Genomic DNA, 15,650 nt, shown 5'->3' on the forward strand with positions numbered 1-15,650 from the left:
ATGATTTTAGGCTTTCTTTAGTTTACGGAAGCTTCTTTAAATTGCCCGTCTGGGTCGAACTCCCACCACCACCTCACTATTTTTTGATGCCCCATGGATGCCCTGCCGCTGCGTTGGAACCTGCCCAAGGCGGATGCCGCTCCTGAAAGCTGGGTAAAGACAGTCGCTCGGGCAACTCCAGGAACAACGCCTCCCCGCTGGTTGGCCCAAGTGCTGTGGCAGCGACAGCTCGGTTTTGTCGAGCCGCTAGAGGGCTGGCTAAACCCTGCTCTCTACCAGCCCGCCCCCGCCAGCAATCTAGGGCCAGCGATGGCGATCGCCGTCAGCCGCCTCAAACAGGCGATCGCCAACAAGGAGAAGGTAGCAATCTGGGGAGACTTTGACGCCGATGGCGTGACCGCCACCGCCGTGCTGTGGGATGGGCTGGGGCAGCTGATACCTAAGGGCGATCGCCTCACCTATTTCATCCCCAACCGCCTGAGTGAATCCCACGGGCTGTCGCAGCGGGGTATCGACCATTTGGCTGAGTGGGGTGCGACCCTGGTGGTGACCTGCGACACCGGCAGCACCAGCGGCACTGAAATTGCCTATGCCAAGGCCCTAGGCCTGGAGGTGATTGTCACCGACCACCACACTCTGCCAGAAATTGATATTGGCGCAATTGCGCTGATCAACCCCCGCAGCCTGCCCTCTGAGCATCCCTTGGCCACGCTGTCGGGAGTGGCAGTGGCCTACAAGCTGCTAGAGGGGCTTTACGCAGCGCTGGATTCTTCTCCACCGCTACCGCTAGAGCACGTGCTCGATCTAGTGGCCATTGGCCTGATTGCCGACCTCGTGGAGTTGCGGGGCGACTGCCGCTACTTAGCTCAGATTGGGCTGGCGCGCCTGCAAACCCAAACTCAGCCCAACCCGCCTTATCTGAGACCGGGGCTGGCCGAGCTGCTGGCGTTATGTAAGCGCACGGGCGATCGCCCCACTGATATTTCTTTTGGGCTAGGGCCGCGCATCAATGCCGTTAGCCGCATCCACGGCGATGCCAGCTTTTGTGTGGAGCTGCTGACTAGTCGCGACCGCGATCGCACTAAAACCCTAGCCTACGAGGCCGAGCTGGCCAATACCCGCCGCAAAGCCCTCCAGCGCGATCTCTACACCCAGGTGATGGCACGACTGGCCCAGGTCGATTTAGCCACCACCCGCTGCCTGGTGCTGGCCGACGAGGCTTGGCCCACCGGCATTTTGGGATTGGTGGCAGGACAAGTGACTCAGGCCCTCGGACGCCCGACCATTCTGCTATGCATCGACCCGCCATCGGAGAACGGCAGCCCCCGGCTGGCACGGGGGTCGGCCCGCTCGGTGGCAGGACTCGATCTCTACCAGCTATTTCAGGCGCAATCGGCGTTACTGACCGGCTTTGGCGGACATCCTTTAGCGGCAGGGCTAACGTTGCCAGCGGAACATATTGAGGTGTTGGCGGCGGCGCTCAACCGCATGGTGCGCGAGCAGTTGGGAGGCGAGGGTGCGCCTCAGCCCCTGCTTCAAGTCGATCTGACGGTGACGGTGGCGGATCTGGGTCAGCCCCTGTTTCGCGAACTCAAGTGGCTAGAGCCGTGCGGCATGGGCAACCCGGTGCCGAAGCTGCTGCTTAGCAATGTCTGGTTTCAAAATGTCTTTCATAAGAAATTGCGCGATCGCCAAAACAAAGCGGTGAGCTTCATCAAAACCGAGTTTGAACTGTGGGATGACGCGGCCGAGTCAGGCTTTCCCGGCGAGTGGTGGGGCCACTACCGCGATGAACTTCCCCCCGGCCGCTGCGATGTCGTGGTCGAACTCGACTTCAACAGCAATACCGGCTACCACGTCAAGCTCATAGACGTGCGGCCCCTTGCCGTAGGCAAGCCGGAGTCAGAACCAGGGCTGTCTAACTCCGTTCTCGACTGGCGGCAGCAGGCCGCCCAGACAAAGTTGCCTTTGGCCCTAGCCTTTTCTCCAGCGATCGATCACCTGTCGCCAGGGGAGGTCTGGCAAGAGCTGGTGGGCTTAGCCAAGTACCTGGCTCGCACCCAAACCCCGGTAACGCGATCGCAGCTCGGCGATCGCCTGCGCCTTTCGCCCACTAGCCTGGCCTTGGGCTTAGCCGCCTTAGAAACCGCTGGCTTTGAGATCACTCCAGATTTGCACTCCTTGGATGCTGCTATCCCAGAGCAAGACATCCTCACAATTCAGTTTGATCCCGGCCCCATGACACCAGCCCCCGCAGCGATGCAGCCGTTTCTCGATGTGCTGCAAGAGGAGCAATTTCGTCGTCGCTATTTTGCTCAGGTGCCGGTTACTGCCCTTTCCTGATAGGGTGGGCACTGCCCAACATTTCCCGCCCTCATGTCAGCCGACTGGTTCTATCCTTTTCCGCCCCTGATTGAGGGCACAGTACTCAAGCGCTACAAGCGATTCTTTGTCGATATTGAGCTAGAAACCGGCGAGGTGATCGTTGCCCACTGCCCCAATACCGGCCCCATGACCGGGGTCTACCACATTGGTGGCCGCGCCCTGGTCTCTTACAACCCCAACCCCAAACGCAAGCTGGCCTACACCTGGGAACTGACAGAGGTGCGCGACACTGTGCCTACCTGGGCCGGGGTCAACACGGCACTGCCCAACCGCGTGGTGAAGTCGCTGCTGGAGGCAAGGCAAATTCCAGAATTGGGCAACTACACCACCATTCGCCCAGAGGTTCGCTACGGCGGCGACGGCAAAAGCCGAATCGACTTTGTCATTTCTGGGGAGGATGCAGCCTTAACAACCTACGTTGAGGTCAAAAATACTACCTGGGCCAAGGGCACCCTAGCCCTGTTTCCCGATACGGTGACCACCCGTGGCCAAAAGCATCTAAGGGAACTGGCGGCGCTGGTTCCTGAAACCCAGGCGGCGATGCTGTACTTCATCAACCGAGGCGATTGTACGGACTTTGCCCCTGGAGACGAGGCCGACCCCACCTATGGCCTGTTGCTGCGCGAAGCCATGGCTAAGGGCGTTAAAGTTCTGCCCTGCCGGTTTGAGGTGACTCCGGCCGGGCTGCGATATCTAGGACTGGCAAATTTGAGGCTGGATTGAGGAAGATGTAGGGTGCAGGGTATAGGGTTCAAGGTTTTGGCCTATACCCCATACCCTACACCCTTCATCTTTAGCGGGCCGAGTAGGTGAGCGATCGCCACGCAAAGTGAGGCAGTGCCAACATCCGCCGCCAGCGCCAGGGCTCTTTGTAGAGGCGGTAGAGCCATTCTAGGTGGTTGTTGCACATCCATTCAGGGGCGCGAGACTTGACCCCAGCCCAGATATCAAAGCTGCCGCCCACGCCAATCCACACGCTGTTGGGGCAGAGGTAGCGGTGGTCACGAATCCACAGTTCTTGTCGGGGCACGCCCATGCCAACCAAAATCACGCTGGGCTGGAGCTGCTCTAAATGACGCAAAAACTCGGGCTGATCGGTTGGACCTAGGTAGCCGTGTTGAGTGCCCACCACCTTAAGCCCGGCTACCTGGCGCTGCCAATACATAGCAGCTCGATCGGCCACGCCGGGTACACCGCCATACATAAAGACTGTTTCTTGGGGGGAGATGCGCTTGAGTACTGTGGCGGCCAGCTCAATACCTGGAGCTCGCTCTATACGCTGCCCTTTGGCGCGAAAGTACAGCACGACCCCCGCCCCATCAGGAATCACAAGTTCGGCATTGACAATGACCTGGCGCAGGTCGGGGTTTTGGTCGGCCTGCATCGCCATTTCGGCATTCAGAGTGACCACATGGGCCCCATACCCTCGGCGATACTGATCGACGAGCCAGTCTGCATAGTCGGTTCGCCAGTGAACAGGCAGCCCCATCACCTGCAAGACTTCTGGTGCATTTGACCGTGCCAACACCATGAACACCTTCCCCAACTCAATTGTGGGCGCTAAACCGCTGAGCGTTTGCCTTCAGCGCTCGGGCTTGGCCCCTGTGCGCATTAACCATAGAAGACCATACCTCGAAACTGAATCAATGTGTTGCATTTCTCAACGTCGAGGCAGAGGCTTTAATTTGTAGCGTTGGCCAGTTCGCCCAGGGTCTCTAAGGCCTTACAGGCCCGGGCCTGCACAGCAAGAGTTTCATCGTGATGAAAGGCTTGCTGAAGACAGGTAAGGATCGGTGGCTTTTGAGTTTCAGGCTCCGCCAGGGCTTTTGCGAGGCCCTCGAGAGCAGCCATTGCTGCGTAGCGCACTACCCATTCTGGATCCTGGGCCGCTCCAATTAATACGCTAAGCACCTCTTGTTGAGATGAGGGCGCTTGGTCGGCAGGCAGCTTAGCCCAATCGATGGTGCCTAACCCCCGTGCCGCAGCGCGACGCACGCTCAGGGCAAAATCCCCTTTGGCCGTTTCTAGCAGCACGGGCAGAGCGCGGGGGTCGCCGATCAGAGCCACGGCCCGAATGGCCCAAGCCCTCGCGCCATAGTTGTAGCCATCAATTTGTTCCAATAGCGCAGGCACAGCGTCTTGGCCCAAGGCCACCAACCCATCCACTGCGGCCACCGCAGCACCAGGATTGTTGTACCCCAGCACGGTGATTAGAGTGGGGATGGCGGCGACATCTCGAGCAGCTGCTAGATGATGGACCGCAACAACCATTGCGCCCTTAGAATCAGCGGTTTCGACCGCCTGAACTAGCTCTGCTACTGTTGCGCCCACAACTAACCGTTCTCCAGCCCTATTGATCCAATTAATTCATTTGTGCTGCAAGCCCTCAGCACTTACAGCAGCTCGTCCATTAATAACAATACCTGGCGAGCTTCATCCGTCAGGCCGCGTTGAGGAAACCCGGTCTGCCGCAGGTGAGTTTCTAAAACGCCCTGGAGGGCAATCAGCTTGAGGCTGTTTTCGGCTAGGGTGGCGGCAATAGGTTGGGCGGCGGGCAAATAGCCGATCGCCCCTAAATCCATCATGGCCGATCGCCGCAGCTGTAGGTTGGGCTCTTGCAGGCGCTGTACCAGGCGATCGCAGTAGGTTGCCTGCCCCGTCAGCTGATAGAGGGCGCGGGTAGCGGCATTTTGCACTTGGGCCACCTCATGCTCTAGAAACGGGATAATTTCGTCTACTGCGTCGGTAGCGCCCAGGGTGCCGAGGGCCTCTAGCACCGCGTTATAGGGCTGCACCAGGTGGGGCTTATCGGGCACCGCCACCGCAGCGGCAACCCCGCCCGCCAGCAGCAATCGCAGCGCTGGAATTGCCTGAGCATCGCCCAGGGACTCTAGCGCTTGGGCGGCAGACTCGCGCACGTAGTAGTCATCGCAATCTAAGCATTGAATCAGCGCCGGAACAACGGTGCGATCGCCCAGTTTACCCAGTGCTCGAGCGGCATTGCGACGCAGTGGATACCCCCCGTCGGGGGCGCGATCGCCCACATCCTCCAGGGCTGACACCAGAGCGGCAATCGCCTCGGGCTGGGCCACGCGAAAGCGCCCCAGCCACCAGGCAGCGTAATAGCGCAGCCCGGTATCAGCGGTTTGGCGCAGGTTCTCAATGGCCTGATCCACCGTCAGGGATTCTCCCTCGGCGTTGACCAACTGTTGCGGATCCTGTCCCATACCTCAGTACGTCTCCAGCACGTTCAGACCTGTCTTTGGCTTAGTCGGCCGACAAAGACTGAATACTGACGATTTTGCCACCCATGCGAGTAATGCGCTGCATTTCCTCGTTCATGCGGCTGTAAGGCACCTTAATAAAGGTGCTGCCACTTTGGCGAATGGGGTAGTTGTTTTGGTCAGTGGCGTCATTTTGGCGCAGCCCCTCAACCTCGTAGAGAAACATGCGGTTAGTAGTCTGACTACCAAAGGCGTTTTGAGCGAGCATAGAAAACTCTCCTGGTCGTTGCGAGATCTCGTCGAATGAGGCGTTTCACCCATCAGTGGCGCATTCTTGAGGAATTGCGCCACTGATGGCATTTAGCTTAGAGGCTAGCGGCGGTAACGCTGGTCACCTTACCACCCTGCTTGTGAATCTGCTGAAGCTTGGCAGACAGCTGCTCGTAGGGCACCAGGTAGGCGGTATTGATGCGCCGTACCTTGGGATAGCGAGGCAGGTTGGCCCCAACTACCTCAATCCGATAGACCTTACCAGCACCGACACCGTAGGGGGTAGACCCACCTAGAGCCTTGCTGGGGGTAGTCAGCTTGTTAGCCTTAGCCGACCAGCCAGCAGCAGCGCTGGTGGGGCTAATGATTGAAGACGAGGTATTGCGACCCAGCTCCCCAGCTAAGCGAGACTTTTTGCCTCCCGCCTGGGAAGTATCGCTGGTGGCGTAGCCCCGATACATTTGGAACATGCGGGTAAAGCCTACCGAACGCTGGCCAGCTTGATAGACAAAGCTGCGGTAGTAGGGCACTACGTTGTCGCCAAAGTTAGCCTGGTACTCTTCACTGTCGATGAACGAGTCAACATCGGCATCGTAGCCCTGGGTCTCGTAGCGATCGAGGTGATCAACCACCTCAGACTCATCGTAAACGGCGCGACCGAGCAGGTGCTTGGTGTGCAGCTCAATCACACGGGTTTGGAAATTGCCGTAAAAGAATTTGTCTTTGTACAGCTCAGACTTGGCCACAGCCCGCACAAAATCGCGCACGCTGATATAGCCATTTTTGAGCAGCGACTCGGCACCCACTAGGCGCTCAGATTTCATCAGGTAATCGTTACCCAACAGCTGGCGATACACGGCTCGGATGACTACATCGGCGTCGTCGGAAGTCCAGTTGGCACGCAGCTCTACGGGCAGGGTTTCATCAAATGCAGCGGTTCCCAAACGGGATGCTGCCGTTGTAATAGGCACAGGATTATCCTCCTTATCAACACAGTGAGCGTGAGCTCAATCTACACAGGCAGAATACAAAGATGGCGCAGTACTCAGGTTAGGTCTCCTGAAAGTGAGCGAGCTAAGGCCTAAACCTAGCTGCCCCCGTCCAGAGGAGATAACTAACGCGGCCTGCAAAAGCAAGACCAAGCACTCCGCCATATGAGGTATTAAAGCCGCAGCCTAGGCCAGGTCGACTTTAGTTACCCGACCGCCGGAGCGGTTAACTTGTTGGAGTTTGCGAGACAGCTGCTCGTAGGGCACCAAAAATTCGGTGCAGATGCGACGCACCTGGGGGCGACCCGGCACAGTGGCCTGGGTAACTCGCACCCGATATAGCTTCTCGCGATCGCCCCCAGATCCGCCTACAATGGCGGCTCCAGTAGCTCCGCTGCCCACGGGCGACGAAGAGTTTTTGGCGATTTCAGACACGAGCCGCGAGCGAACGCTCCCCTGGGCGCGATCGCTGGTGCCGTAGCCCCGATAAAGCTGAAAGAAGCGGGTAAACCCGACCGTCTTTTGGCTCCGCTGGGTTAGGTGGCCGCGATAGTAGGGAACTACATTGTCCCCAAAGTTATCGCGGTACTCTTGGGAATCAATATAGGAATTGATTTCCGCTGCGTAGCCATCGGTGTTATAAAGGTCGGTGTGAAAGGCGATTTCGTCCTGGCCGTAGGGCGCCCGACCTAGCAAGTGCTTGTAGTTCAGCTCGATAAAGCGATTTTGTGGCCCGCTCAGGAAAAACTTATCCCGATAGAGGTCAGACAGGGCCAAAGCCCGCACAAAATCCCGAACTGAAATAGCTCCCTGCTGTAGCAAAGATTCGGCGCTGGTATTGCGCTCGCTGGCCATAATGTACTGGTTGCCAAAGACCTGACGGTAAGCAGCACGAATTACTGCCTCCACATCGCCTTCGATCCAGTTGGGCCGCAGCTCAATCCGCATCGACTCGTCGTAGGGCGAAACGCCAAGGCGTCCCGCCGCAGTGGTTACTGCCATGGTTGCCTCCTTGGGCGTATATAGATACAACAATGCCCGGAGCAGCAAACAATCGCTAACAATGCGCTAACAACTGTCTGCCCCTCCGGGCAAATGGCCAACCTAGCTTAGAGCGTTGATGGCGTAGTCGATGTAGGAGTTAGCTTCGGTGGCTGCGTCGCCAGACAGACCGTGGTTAGCTTTGACGTACTTCAGAGCTTCCACATACCAGCTGGGGGACAGTTCGAAGGTGCTGTTGATTTCGTCAAGACCAGCAACCAAGTACTCATCCATAGGGCCAGTGCCGCCAGCTACGCAGCAGTAGGTGACCATGCGGATGTAGTAGCCGATGTCGCGGGCGCACTTGCCTTTGCCACGCTCGTCAGAAGCGTAGTTAGCCCCCTGCATTTGGGTGGTGTAGGGGAACTTGTTGTACACAGCTTGAGCAGCACCGCTGACCAGAGAATCAGCTTTGTTGGTCAGAGCTTTAGCAGCTTCTAGACCAGCGTTGGCTTGACGTAGACGGCCAAAAGCAACTTGTAGTTCAGAAGCGCTTAGAAAGCGACCTTGAGAATCGGCTGCTGCAACAGCTTCGGTTAATGGGGTTTTCATAGTCTAAAGATTCTCCTTAAATTGTCTTCACAGCAAACGAACAGGCAGTGAGAATTAAACCAAGTTGGCTCAACTCAAGTGAGGTTCAATTTAGGCTGAGCCTAGGCAACAGCTGCAGCAGCTAGGTCGAAGTAGCTACCGATCTCAGAGTAGAGAGAGCTGCAATCGCCTTGGGTGATGCCTTGGGTGTCAGAGACGATACCGATAGCAGCAGCCTTCATTTTCTCAACGCCAGCAGCTACGGAAGCACCGGGAGTACCCAGGGCAACATAGGTCTCGCGCAGGCCGTTCAGGCAGCGATCGTTGAGGACGCTAGCATCGCCAGTGAAGGTAGCGTAGGTCACGTAGCGCAGGATGATTTCCATGTCGCGCAGGCAAGCAGCCATACGACGGTTGGTGTAAGCATTGCCGCCGGGAGCGATGAGCTGGGGCTGCTCGGCAAACAGAGCGCGAGCGGCATCAGACACGATCTTGGAAGCACTACCGGTCATGCGGTTAACAGCATCGATCCGCTTGAGACCGTCGCCAGTAACACGGGACAGAGCGTCTAGCTGATCGCCAGACAGGAAATCTCCTCGTGCATCAGCTTGAGAAACAACCTTAGTGTATGCGTCAAACATCGACTCAAATCTCCTAATTTTTGTCGCTGAGTTGCTTGAAAATGGTCAGGATAGACCAAGTTAATCATTAGTTCAGCCGGAGCTGTCTAACCAATCTATTAGGAAGGATCTTAAAGATCAGCGTGCTCGGTTTTCTCATCTAGTTTACATTTCTTCAAGGTTGTTCAAGCTTCTATACATTCGGCTCGGCAACCTCAAAGGGAAGGCAGATGAGATGAGAAAAAGCGACTCTGTAAGAGATCCGCAATATTTCTCGAAACCGTTGCCTGAATTGGCTTTCGCTAATTCAATTAACCCTCCAAAGATGTTTATACACCGCTGGTGGGTCTTTGTCTTTTACAAGTTATTAAGGAAAAGTGACCCATACCGTGGAGGTAAAGCAAAAGAATTCTGCTATTTCAGGCACTTCGGGGACTTTGAATTGACTTCAAGTCTTCTCAGATAACGTAATATTCCGCAATGTCATGGCCAGGGAAAGGCCCCGATCGCAGGGGTCAGAGACTTTCTTTGGGAGCGCGATCGCTAGTCTCTACTTAGATTTCAATGCTTAGTAAACATCCTGCTTGCGGTAGCCAGCCCAGGCCACCTCTGACTTAGCCGCTGCAATAGCCCGCAGACAGCGGTAAGATCCAGCTAGGCCAACCTGGGTTCGGATGAATTGAATTTGTAATTCTGAGAACGCCAGTAAGCAACATTGAGACAGTAGAGACCTGCCCCATGGACGTAATGGACTTTTTCCGCATGAGTGCGGGCCAGTGGAACTCCCAGCGCACTACTCACCACCTGCCCTTTCGCCGGGCTGAGTTGGGTGGGTCTACCATTGCCGTGGAGGCATTGGATGCTGGACACCCCAGCGTAGTAGAAATTTGTAACCTGCATGAGGTCGACCCCACCCTCGCCGTTGGCGGCGCGCTTGTTACTTGGCAAGGGGTTATGGCCTGGGATAAAGAGGATGAGAACCACGAAGGCAGCACTGTGTTTGCCCTGGTGCCCGATGCTGACGACCCCAGCCGCGGCCAGCTCTTGCGCGAGCGGGGCTATGCCGAGATTGTGCCCGTTATTGGCCGCTACGAAATCGACGGTGACGAAGGGCTGCTGCTGATTACTGAGTACGAAACTATGAGCTCAGTGGAGCGCTTTTGGTTTGCCAACCCCAACCTGCGCCTGCGCACCAGCGTGGTGAAGCGGTTTGGCGGCTTTAGCACTGCCTCATTCTGTGCCGAATCGCGGCTGGCTGCACCAACTGATGAGGCCGAGGGTAAAGCAGAACAAGCGCTAGCGCCTGTATCGGCCTTTGGCTGGTAAGGGGCTGAGTCCGTCACCTATCTAGGCAACACCTATAGCTCAAATGATACCCCCTCATCTATTGGCACTAATAGATGAGGGGGTATGTGTAGGCATCGTTTGACAGGGCCAAAGCACTGCTCCTAACCGCCGCCCGACCTGACGCAGCATCAACGAGCTGGCCTCGCGCCGGTAGATTTTGGCTAGGGATTTTGATCGGGAATTTACTCCACTATCTCGATGCCGCATTCAATTCTTTATTGAAAAGAAAATAATCAAGTCTTTGCTTGAAGAAGCATAACCGTTCGTTACTCTCCCTATCGAGATAAGAATACTTAATTACCCCATCTCGTAGGCTAAACCTTAGCCATTATTGGCCCTAATCTAAATTGAAATTCAAAGATTTTTTAAGCAAAAACACCATGGCAGGTCGCCTGTTTGCTATGACCTCAAGCTAAAGAAGAGAGCTTTTTTATTTTGCGATGTGTGGAGGGCTATGAATGGCCAGGAGGCGAGCAGTCAAGAATTTTTGCCCTAGACAAAACCTTCTCGATCACGGATGTAAATGTGCTCGATATGGATGCCCTAATTGCGGCGGGCTATCGACATTTTTCACGAGCGGCAAATGCTGAAAAGTAATCGCCAGACTTTGTTGGAGTCACAATTACAAGGCGGTTGAACTTCGGCAAAAGATTTTGTGCGAAAGTTGGCAACCTCAAACCCATTTTGCATTTGGAATTAGGATGTCAACAACAATTACCGCTTTGTGGAATAGTGATTACAGGGATTGCTAGGGCGCAATGTCTACAATACTCTCCGCCCTATAACCGCTCGCGCCCGCATGAGGTTTCCGCTGGTGACTAGCCCTCGCTGGTGGCGGAAGGCTTTTTTGCGGCAAAAGGTGACGACTGCACTAGCTCAGAGACAAATCCATCACAGCGCAATATCCAAGAACATCATGATTACAAAGCCACCCATGAGGCCGAGGGTGCCTCGCTGGCCTAAAGCCTTCTGATCAATGTCGGGGATGATTTCATCCACAATGACAAACAGCATAGCCCCAGCGGCAAAGCCCATGGCCCAGGGCAGGGCGGCCTGGGCCATGGTTACGACCGCCGACCCAAACAGGCCCCCAATCGGCTCAATTAAGCCCGTCAACGACGAAACCGCAAAGGCCTTGCGGGGGGCATAGCCGATGTCGCGCAGGGCGATCGCCACCACCAGTCCCTCTGGAATATTCTGCAGCGCAATGCCCAGGGCTAGGGCGATCGCCCCAGCCTGTTCACCGCCGCCAAAGCCTACACCCACCGCCAAGCCTTCGGGGAAGTTGTGCAGGGCGATCGCGATCACAAATAGCCAGATGCGCTTAATGTTTTGGGCCTCTGGCCCCTCGGTTCCCTTAAAAAAATGCTCGTGGGGAAAGACATGGTGGGCTCCCCACAAAAACGCGCCGCCGAGCAGAACTCCGGTGACCATGACCGCGGCTGCAAGCGGGCCGGGGTAGCCCAGGGCGATCGCAGCGTCGGTGCCGGGCAAAATCAGCGAAAAGGACGTGGCTGCCAGCATCATGCCGCCGCCGATGCCCAGCAAAATACCCTGAGTGCGCTCGGATGGGTCGAAGGGCAGCAGCACCGGCAGGGCACCAATGCTTGTACTCAGGCCAGCAAAGAGACTCGCAAAAAATCCAGCGGCTAGGGGATTCATGGGATAGATGGATGAGTAGAGGGTGGATGGGTGGATGGCCTGGCGAGGCTACTATACTAGTCTGACCCTAGTGACTATAGTTATCGTGACCCTATCTAGGGCGTTTAGGTAGGAGCTGTAGCGTCTCGATAATGTCTTTCAAGTCGGCACCCATCCACTCGGCCTGCAGGACACCCCCATCCACCCCTCACCCCTCACTTCCTATGACCCCTGAACTCACCCGCTTTGGCGAGGAAATGTCTCACCTCACCGGCGTGCGCGCCATTATGAAAGACATCATTGAGACGCTGCGCGCGGGTCAGGGACAGCATTTCATCAACCTCAGCGCCGGTAACCCGGTGATTTTGCCTGAGATTGAGCAGCTCTGGCGCGACTGCACCCAGGAGCTGTTGGCCAGCCCCGAGTACGGCAATGTGGTGTGTCGCTATGGCGCCAGTCAGGGCTACGAGCCACTAATTGCGGCGATTAAAAACGACTTTAACCAGCGGTACGGGCTGGAGTTGAGCGATCGCCACATTCTCATCACTCCCGGTAGCCAGGCGCTCTATTTCTTAGCGGCCAATGCCTTGGGCGGCTACCAGGCCACCGGGCGCATGAAAGACATTGTGCTGCCCCTCAGCCCCGACTACACCGGCTACGGCGGCATTTCGTTGGTACCCGAGGCGGTGCGAGCCTACCGACCTACGATCGATGTGGATGAAGCAGCTCACCGCTTCCGCTATCGGCCCGACTTTAGCCAGCTCAGTATTACTGCCGACACGGGGTTTGTGCTGTTTTCGCGCCCCTGCAATCCTACGGGCAACGTCTTGAGTGGTGAGGATGTGCGGCAGATCGCCAGCTTGGCCGCGACCCACAACGTGCCGATGTTGGTCGATTCGGCCTACGCGCCCCCCTACCCAGCGCTCAACTTTACTGATATGGAGCCGGTGTTTGGCGACAACATTCTTCACTGCATGAGTCTGTCGAAAGCAGGGCTGCCGGGCGAGAGGCTGGGGGTAGCGATCGGCGATCCGGCGATTATTAATGTGCTGGAATGTTTTCAAACCAATTTTTGCATTCACTCGTCGCGCTACGGACAGGCGATCGCGGCTCGCGCCATTGCCTCCGGCGAGCTGGCCCGCCTGGCCGAGCAGGTGATTCGCCCCTACTACCAAGACAAATTTGCGGTGCTCGCAGCGGCCCTAGACCAGGCCATGCCCAATGAGCTGCCCTGGTATCTGCACAACGGCGAGGGGGCGATTTTTGCCTGGCTGTGGTTTGATGGGCTGCCGATCACCGACCAAAACCTGTATGAGCAGCTCAAGCAGCGGGGGGTAATTGTGGTGCCGGGCAATCCCTTCTTTCCGGGCTTGCGCGAAGACTGGCCCCACACCCGCCAGTGCCTGCGCCTCAGCCTGACCGCCAGCCGCGAAGATTTGGCGGAGGCTGCGATCCGTCTGGGTGCCCTAGTAAGCGAGGTCTATCAAGCCCAACCCAGCTCGATGGCGGTGCCCGCCTAATGGTTCCTCCTACATCATCTAGTGCAATGACTCCCGAAGACTGGGTTGAGATTGGCCGCATTGTTGCCCCTCAGGGCGTGAAGGGCGAAGTGCGCGTTTACCCCAGCAGCGATTTTCCAGAGCGGTTTTTAGAGCCGGGAGAGCGCTGGCTCAAACGCCCGCGCAGCCTCACACCAGAGACTGTAGAGCTAGTGCGCGGGCGGCATATCGACGGCAAGGGACTGTATGTAGTGCAGATTGCCGGGATCAACAGCCGTGAGGATGCCGAAGCGCTGCGGGATGCGGTGCTGCTGGTGCCTGCGGGCGATCGCCCGCAGCTTGATGATGACGAGTTTTATGTGGCTGACCTGGTGGGGTTACGGGTCATTGTGCAGGTCACAGGCGAGGAAATTGGCACTGTAACCGATATATTTGCCGCCGGCAACGACCTCTTAGAAGTTACTTATTATCCTGCTGCCGACAAGAACTCGCAGCCCGCCAAGCCCCGTAAGGTGCTGGTGCCCTTCGTCGCCGCCATTGTACCGGTGGTAAATTTAGGCGAAAAATACCTGGAAATTAGTCCTCCGGCTGGACTTTTAGACCCCTAGTCTTATAACTTTCTTATCTTTAAGTCTTACTGTTGCTATCAACGACCATAAATGGAACGACCAATTCGCCCCAGTCCTCTCTAGAGGGCTGGGGTTTGCTTGTGGAACTGAGTCATCGACAGGGTTCAGCCATCGCTGGCTGAAACATCACTTTATTTACAGCGCCAGCGCTCCCACTTCTTCCCAAAGGCAGACCTGAAGGTTCAGTCAGCAGAACCTGACCAAGGGTTTCTGTCCAGTGCCGACAGCAGACCACACCCGTAGCATTAGCAACGAAACGACGATGAAACAGACGTTGTAATTCGGTACTCTAAGGCATAACTACCAATGCCTAGCAAAACGAGGTGAATTGATGAAGTGGCAATCGAGTCGGCGCAGCCTCAATATTGACGATCGCCGGGGCATGCCTGGTGGCGGTGCTGCCATTGGGGGGCTGGGGTCAGTCTTGCTGGCGCTGGTGGTGGCGTTGCTGGGGGGCGATCCATCGGTGGTGCTTGAGCGTGGGGTAGAGGGCAACCCCTACGAAGGGGCACCCCAGGCCTCATCAGAGGAGAGCGATCGCGCAGCCGATTTCGTGGCTGCCGTGCTGGGCGAAACTGAAGACACCTGGCACAGCATCTTTCAGTCTGAGTTTGGTGCCGCCTACCAGGAGCCCGGCCTAGTGCTTTATTCTGGGGCCACTCAGTCAGCCTGTGGTAGGGGGCAAGCGGCCATGGGGCCGTTTTACTGCCCGGCCGACCAAAAGGTGTATCTTGACACCAGTTTTTTCCGCGACTTGCAGGTGAGTTTGGGAGCGCCGGGCGATTTTGCCCAGGCCTACGTGATTGCCCATGAGGTGGGGCACCACGTCCAAAACCTGCTGGGAGTATCTAGCCAGGTGCAGCGTGCCCAGCAGCGAGTGAGCCAGACCGAGGCCAACGAGCTGTCAGTACGGCTAGAGTTGCAAGCCGACTGTTTTGCCGGGGTGTGGGCCAACCGGGCGCAGAGGTCGCGGGAAATTTTAGAGGAAGGTGACATCGAAGAAGCCCTCAACGCCGCCAGCCAAATCGGCGACGATCGCCTGCAAATGGAATCCCAAGGCTACGTTACCCCCGACTCATTTACCCATGGGTCATCGCAGCAGCGGGCCGAATGGTTTTATCGCGGCATTGAAACGGGTGACATCAACCAGTGCAACACCTTTGATGTAGACCGCATTTAGCCCGCGTTGCCACCTTGATAAATTTATCTGTCACAGCCGTTAACCCTAGCGCAGTTGCTGGGTACAGGAGCGTTTATGACGTTCTTACGTTTGTGATTTAAGCTCCCGATGCCAAGAATGACCGAGACTAGCAGGCAATGTAGATTTTCTAGCTTTTAGAAGCGCTTCAAAGCGGCTTAACTCGGGTTCAAATTCAGCTCAAACGGCTGGGCTGTAATGTCTTTAGTAACCTAGATTTACAGTCTAGAAATTTAGCAATCCTCTCTGTTTACATTCGAAATATTCTGGTACCTG

Annotated in this window: 14 protein-coding genes and 1 pseudogene; 6 read left to right on the forward strand and 9 right to left on the reverse strand. The window is 56.5% G+C overall.

Annotation, left to right across the window (positions count from 1 at the left end; all coding sequences use genetic code 11):
• Window positions 1-93 precede the first annotated feature (93 nt).
• Both recJ and sfsA read left to right on the forward strand, forming a co-directional pair.
• The gene (gene recJ, locus H6F57_RS04245) at window positions 94-2,343 is read left to right on the forward strand and encodes a single-stranded-DNA-specific exonuclease RecJ (protein WP_190626404.1); all 2,250 of its coding nucleotides are present in this window, start codon (window positions 94-96) and stop codon (window positions 2,341-2,343) included.
• Window positions 2,344-2,376: 33 nt separating this feature from the next.
• Complete coding sequence (sfsA, locus tag H6F57_RS04250) at window positions 2,377-3,108, forward strand: DNA/RNA nuclease SfsA (RefSeq protein ID WP_190626405.1); 732 nt, start codon at window positions 2,377-2,379, stop codon at window positions 3,106-3,108.
• 70 nt (window positions 3,109-3,178) lie between these two features.
• Here the strand turns inward: sfsA and H6F57_RS04255 are convergent, their stop codons facing one another.
• The 8 genes and pseudogenes from H6F57_RS04255 to H6F57_RS04290 form a co-directional block, all read right to left on the reverse strand.
• Window positions 3,179-3,916 carry a WecB/TagA/CpsF family glycosyltransferase gene (locus H6F57_RS04255; RefSeq protein WP_199289665.1) on the reverse strand — a complete coding sequence of 246 codons (738 nt, stop codon included), beginning with the start codon at window positions 3,914-3,916 and terminating at the stop codon, window positions 3,179-3,181.
• 149 nt (window positions 3,917-4,065) lie between these two features.
• Entirely contained in the window at window positions 4,066-4,656 is a 591-nt protein-coding gene (locus H6F57_RS04260) for a HEAT repeat domain-containing protein (RefSeq protein WP_190626564.1), read from the reverse strand.
• A 122-nt stretch (window positions 4,657-4,778) separates the two neighbouring features.
• Window positions 4,779-5,612, reverse strand: a complete 834-nt coding sequence (locus H6F57_RS04265) for a HEAT repeat domain-containing protein (RefSeq protein WP_190626406.1) — start codon at window positions 5,610-5,612, stop codon at window positions 4,779-4,781.
• Between the two features lie 49 nt (window positions 5,613-5,661).
• Window positions 5,662-5,877, reverse strand: a pseudogene (locus tag H6F57_RS04270) (phycobilisome linker polypeptide); the annotation flags it as partial.
• 97 nt (window positions 5,878-5,974) lie between these two features.
• A complete protein-coding gene (locus H6F57_RS04275) occupies window positions 5,975-6,850 on the reverse strand; it encodes a phycobilisome rod-core linker polypeptide (protein ID WP_190626408.1) in 876 nt (291 codons plus the stop codon).
• Window positions 6,851-7,054: 204 nt separating this feature from the next.
• A complete protein-coding gene (locus H6F57_RS04280; RefSeq protein WP_190626409.1) occupies window positions 7,055-7,870 on the reverse strand; it encodes a phycobilisome linker polypeptide in 816 nt (271 codons plus the stop codon).
• Between the two features lie 102 nt (window positions 7,871-7,972).
• A complete protein-coding gene (gene cpcA / locus H6F57_RS04285) occupies window positions 7,973-8,461 on the reverse strand; it encodes a phycocyanin subunit alpha (RefSeq protein WP_190626410.1) in 489 nt (162 codons plus the stop codon).
• Window positions 8,462-8,562: 101 nt separating this feature from the next.
• Entirely contained in the window at window positions 8,563-9,081 is a 519-nt protein-coding gene (locus H6F57_RS04290) for a phycocyanin subunit beta (protein ID WP_190626411.1), read from the reverse strand.
• Window positions 9,082-9,798: 717 nt separating this feature from the next.
• Between H6F57_RS04290 and H6F57_RS04295 the strand changes: the two genes are divergently transcribed.
• Window positions 9,799-10,386, forward strand: a complete 588-nt coding sequence (locus H6F57_RS04295) for a phycobiliprotein lyase (RefSeq protein WP_190626412.1) — start codon at window positions 9,799-9,801, stop codon at window positions 10,384-10,386.
• A 912-nt stretch (window positions 10,387-11,298) separates the two neighbouring features.
• On the opposite strand, the gene H6F57_RS04300 is transcribed toward H6F57_RS04295, so the two are convergent.
• Window positions 11,299-12,069 carry a ZIP family metal transporter gene (locus tag H6F57_RS04300; protein ID WP_190626413.1) on the reverse strand — a complete coding sequence of 257 codons (771 nt, stop codon included), beginning with the start codon at window positions 12,067-12,069 and terminating at the stop codon, window positions 11,299-11,301.
• 203 nt (window positions 12,070-12,272) lie between these two features.
• Between H6F57_RS04300 and H6F57_RS04305 the strand changes: the two genes are divergently transcribed.
• The 3 genes from H6F57_RS04305 (at window position 12,273) to H6F57_RS04315 (ending at window position 15,356) form a co-directional block, all read left to right on the forward strand.
• A complete protein-coding gene (locus H6F57_RS04305) occupies window positions 12,273-13,568 on the forward strand; it encodes a valine--pyruvate transaminase (RefSeq protein ID WP_190626414.1) in 1,296 nt (431 codons plus the stop codon).
• 26 nt (window positions 13,569-13,594) lie between these two features.
• The gene (gene rimM, locus H6F57_RS04310; protein WP_190626415.1) at window positions 13,595-14,155 is read left to right on the forward strand and encodes a ribosome maturation factor RimM; all 561 of its coding nucleotides are present in this window, start codon (window positions 13,595-13,597) and stop codon (window positions 14,153-14,155) included.
• Window positions 14,156-14,507: 352 nt separating this feature from the next.
• Window positions 14,508-15,356: a neutral zinc metallopeptidase gene (locus H6F57_RS04315; protein ID WP_190626416.1), complete on the forward strand. Its 849-nt coding sequence runs from the start codon at window positions 14,508-14,510 to the stop codon at window positions 15,354-15,356.
• Window positions 15,357-15,650: the final 294 nt, after the last annotated feature.

The organism is Leptolyngbya sp. FACHB-60 (assembly GCF_014695775.1).
GTDB lineage: Bacteria > Cyanobacteriota > Cyanobacteriia > Phormidesmidales > Phormidesmidaceae > Nodosilinea.

Coding starts and splice junctions, on each gene's coding strand:
- recJ (WP_190626404.1), top strand. CDS start 94: ATGGATGCCCTGCCGCTGCGTTGGAACCTGCCCAAGGCGGATGCCGCT.
- sfsA (WP_190626405.1), top strand. CDS start 2,377: ATGTCAGCCGACTGGTTCTATCCTTTTCCGCCCCTGATTGAGGGCACA.
- H6F57_RS04255 (WP_199289665.1), bottom strand. CDS start 3,916: ATGGTGTTGGCACGGTCAAATGCACCAGAAGTCTTGCAGGTGATGGGG.
- H6F57_RS04260 (WP_190626564.1), bottom strand. CDS start 4,656: ATGGTTGTTGCGGTCCATCATCTAGCAGCTGCTCGAGATGTCGCCGCC.
- H6F57_RS04265 (WP_190626406.1), bottom strand. CDS start 5,612: ATGGGACAGGATCCGCAACAGTTGGTCAACGCCGAGGGAGAATCCCTG.
- H6F57_RS04280 (WP_190626409.1), bottom strand. CDS start 7,870: ATGGCAGTAACCACTGCGGCGGGACGCCTTGGCGTTTCGCCCTACGAC.
- cpcA (WP_190626410.1), bottom strand. CDS start 8,461: ATGAAAACCCCATTAACCGAAGCTGTTGCAGCAGCCGATTCTCAAGGT.
- H6F57_RS04290 (WP_190626411.1), bottom strand. CDS start 9,081: ATGTTTGACGCATACACTAAGGTTGTTTCTCAAGCTGATGCACGAGGA.
- H6F57_RS04295 (WP_190626412.1), top strand. CDS start 9,799: ATGGACGTAATGGACTTTTTCCGCATGAGTGCGGGCCAGTGGAACTCC.
- H6F57_RS04300 (WP_190626413.1), bottom strand. CDS start 12,069: ATGAATCCCCTAGCCGCTGGATTTTTTGCGAGTCTCTTTGCTGGCCTG.
- H6F57_RS04305 (WP_190626414.1), top strand. CDS start 12,273: ATGACCCCTGAACTCACCCGCTTTGGCGAGGAAATGTCTCACCTCACC.
- rimM (WP_190626415.1), top strand. CDS start 13,595: ATGACTCCCGAAGACTGGGTTGAGATTGGCCGCATTGTTGCCCCTCAG.
- H6F57_RS04315 (WP_190626416.1), top strand. CDS start 14,508: ATGAAGTGGCAATCGAGTCGGCGCAGCCTCAATATTGACGATCGCCGG.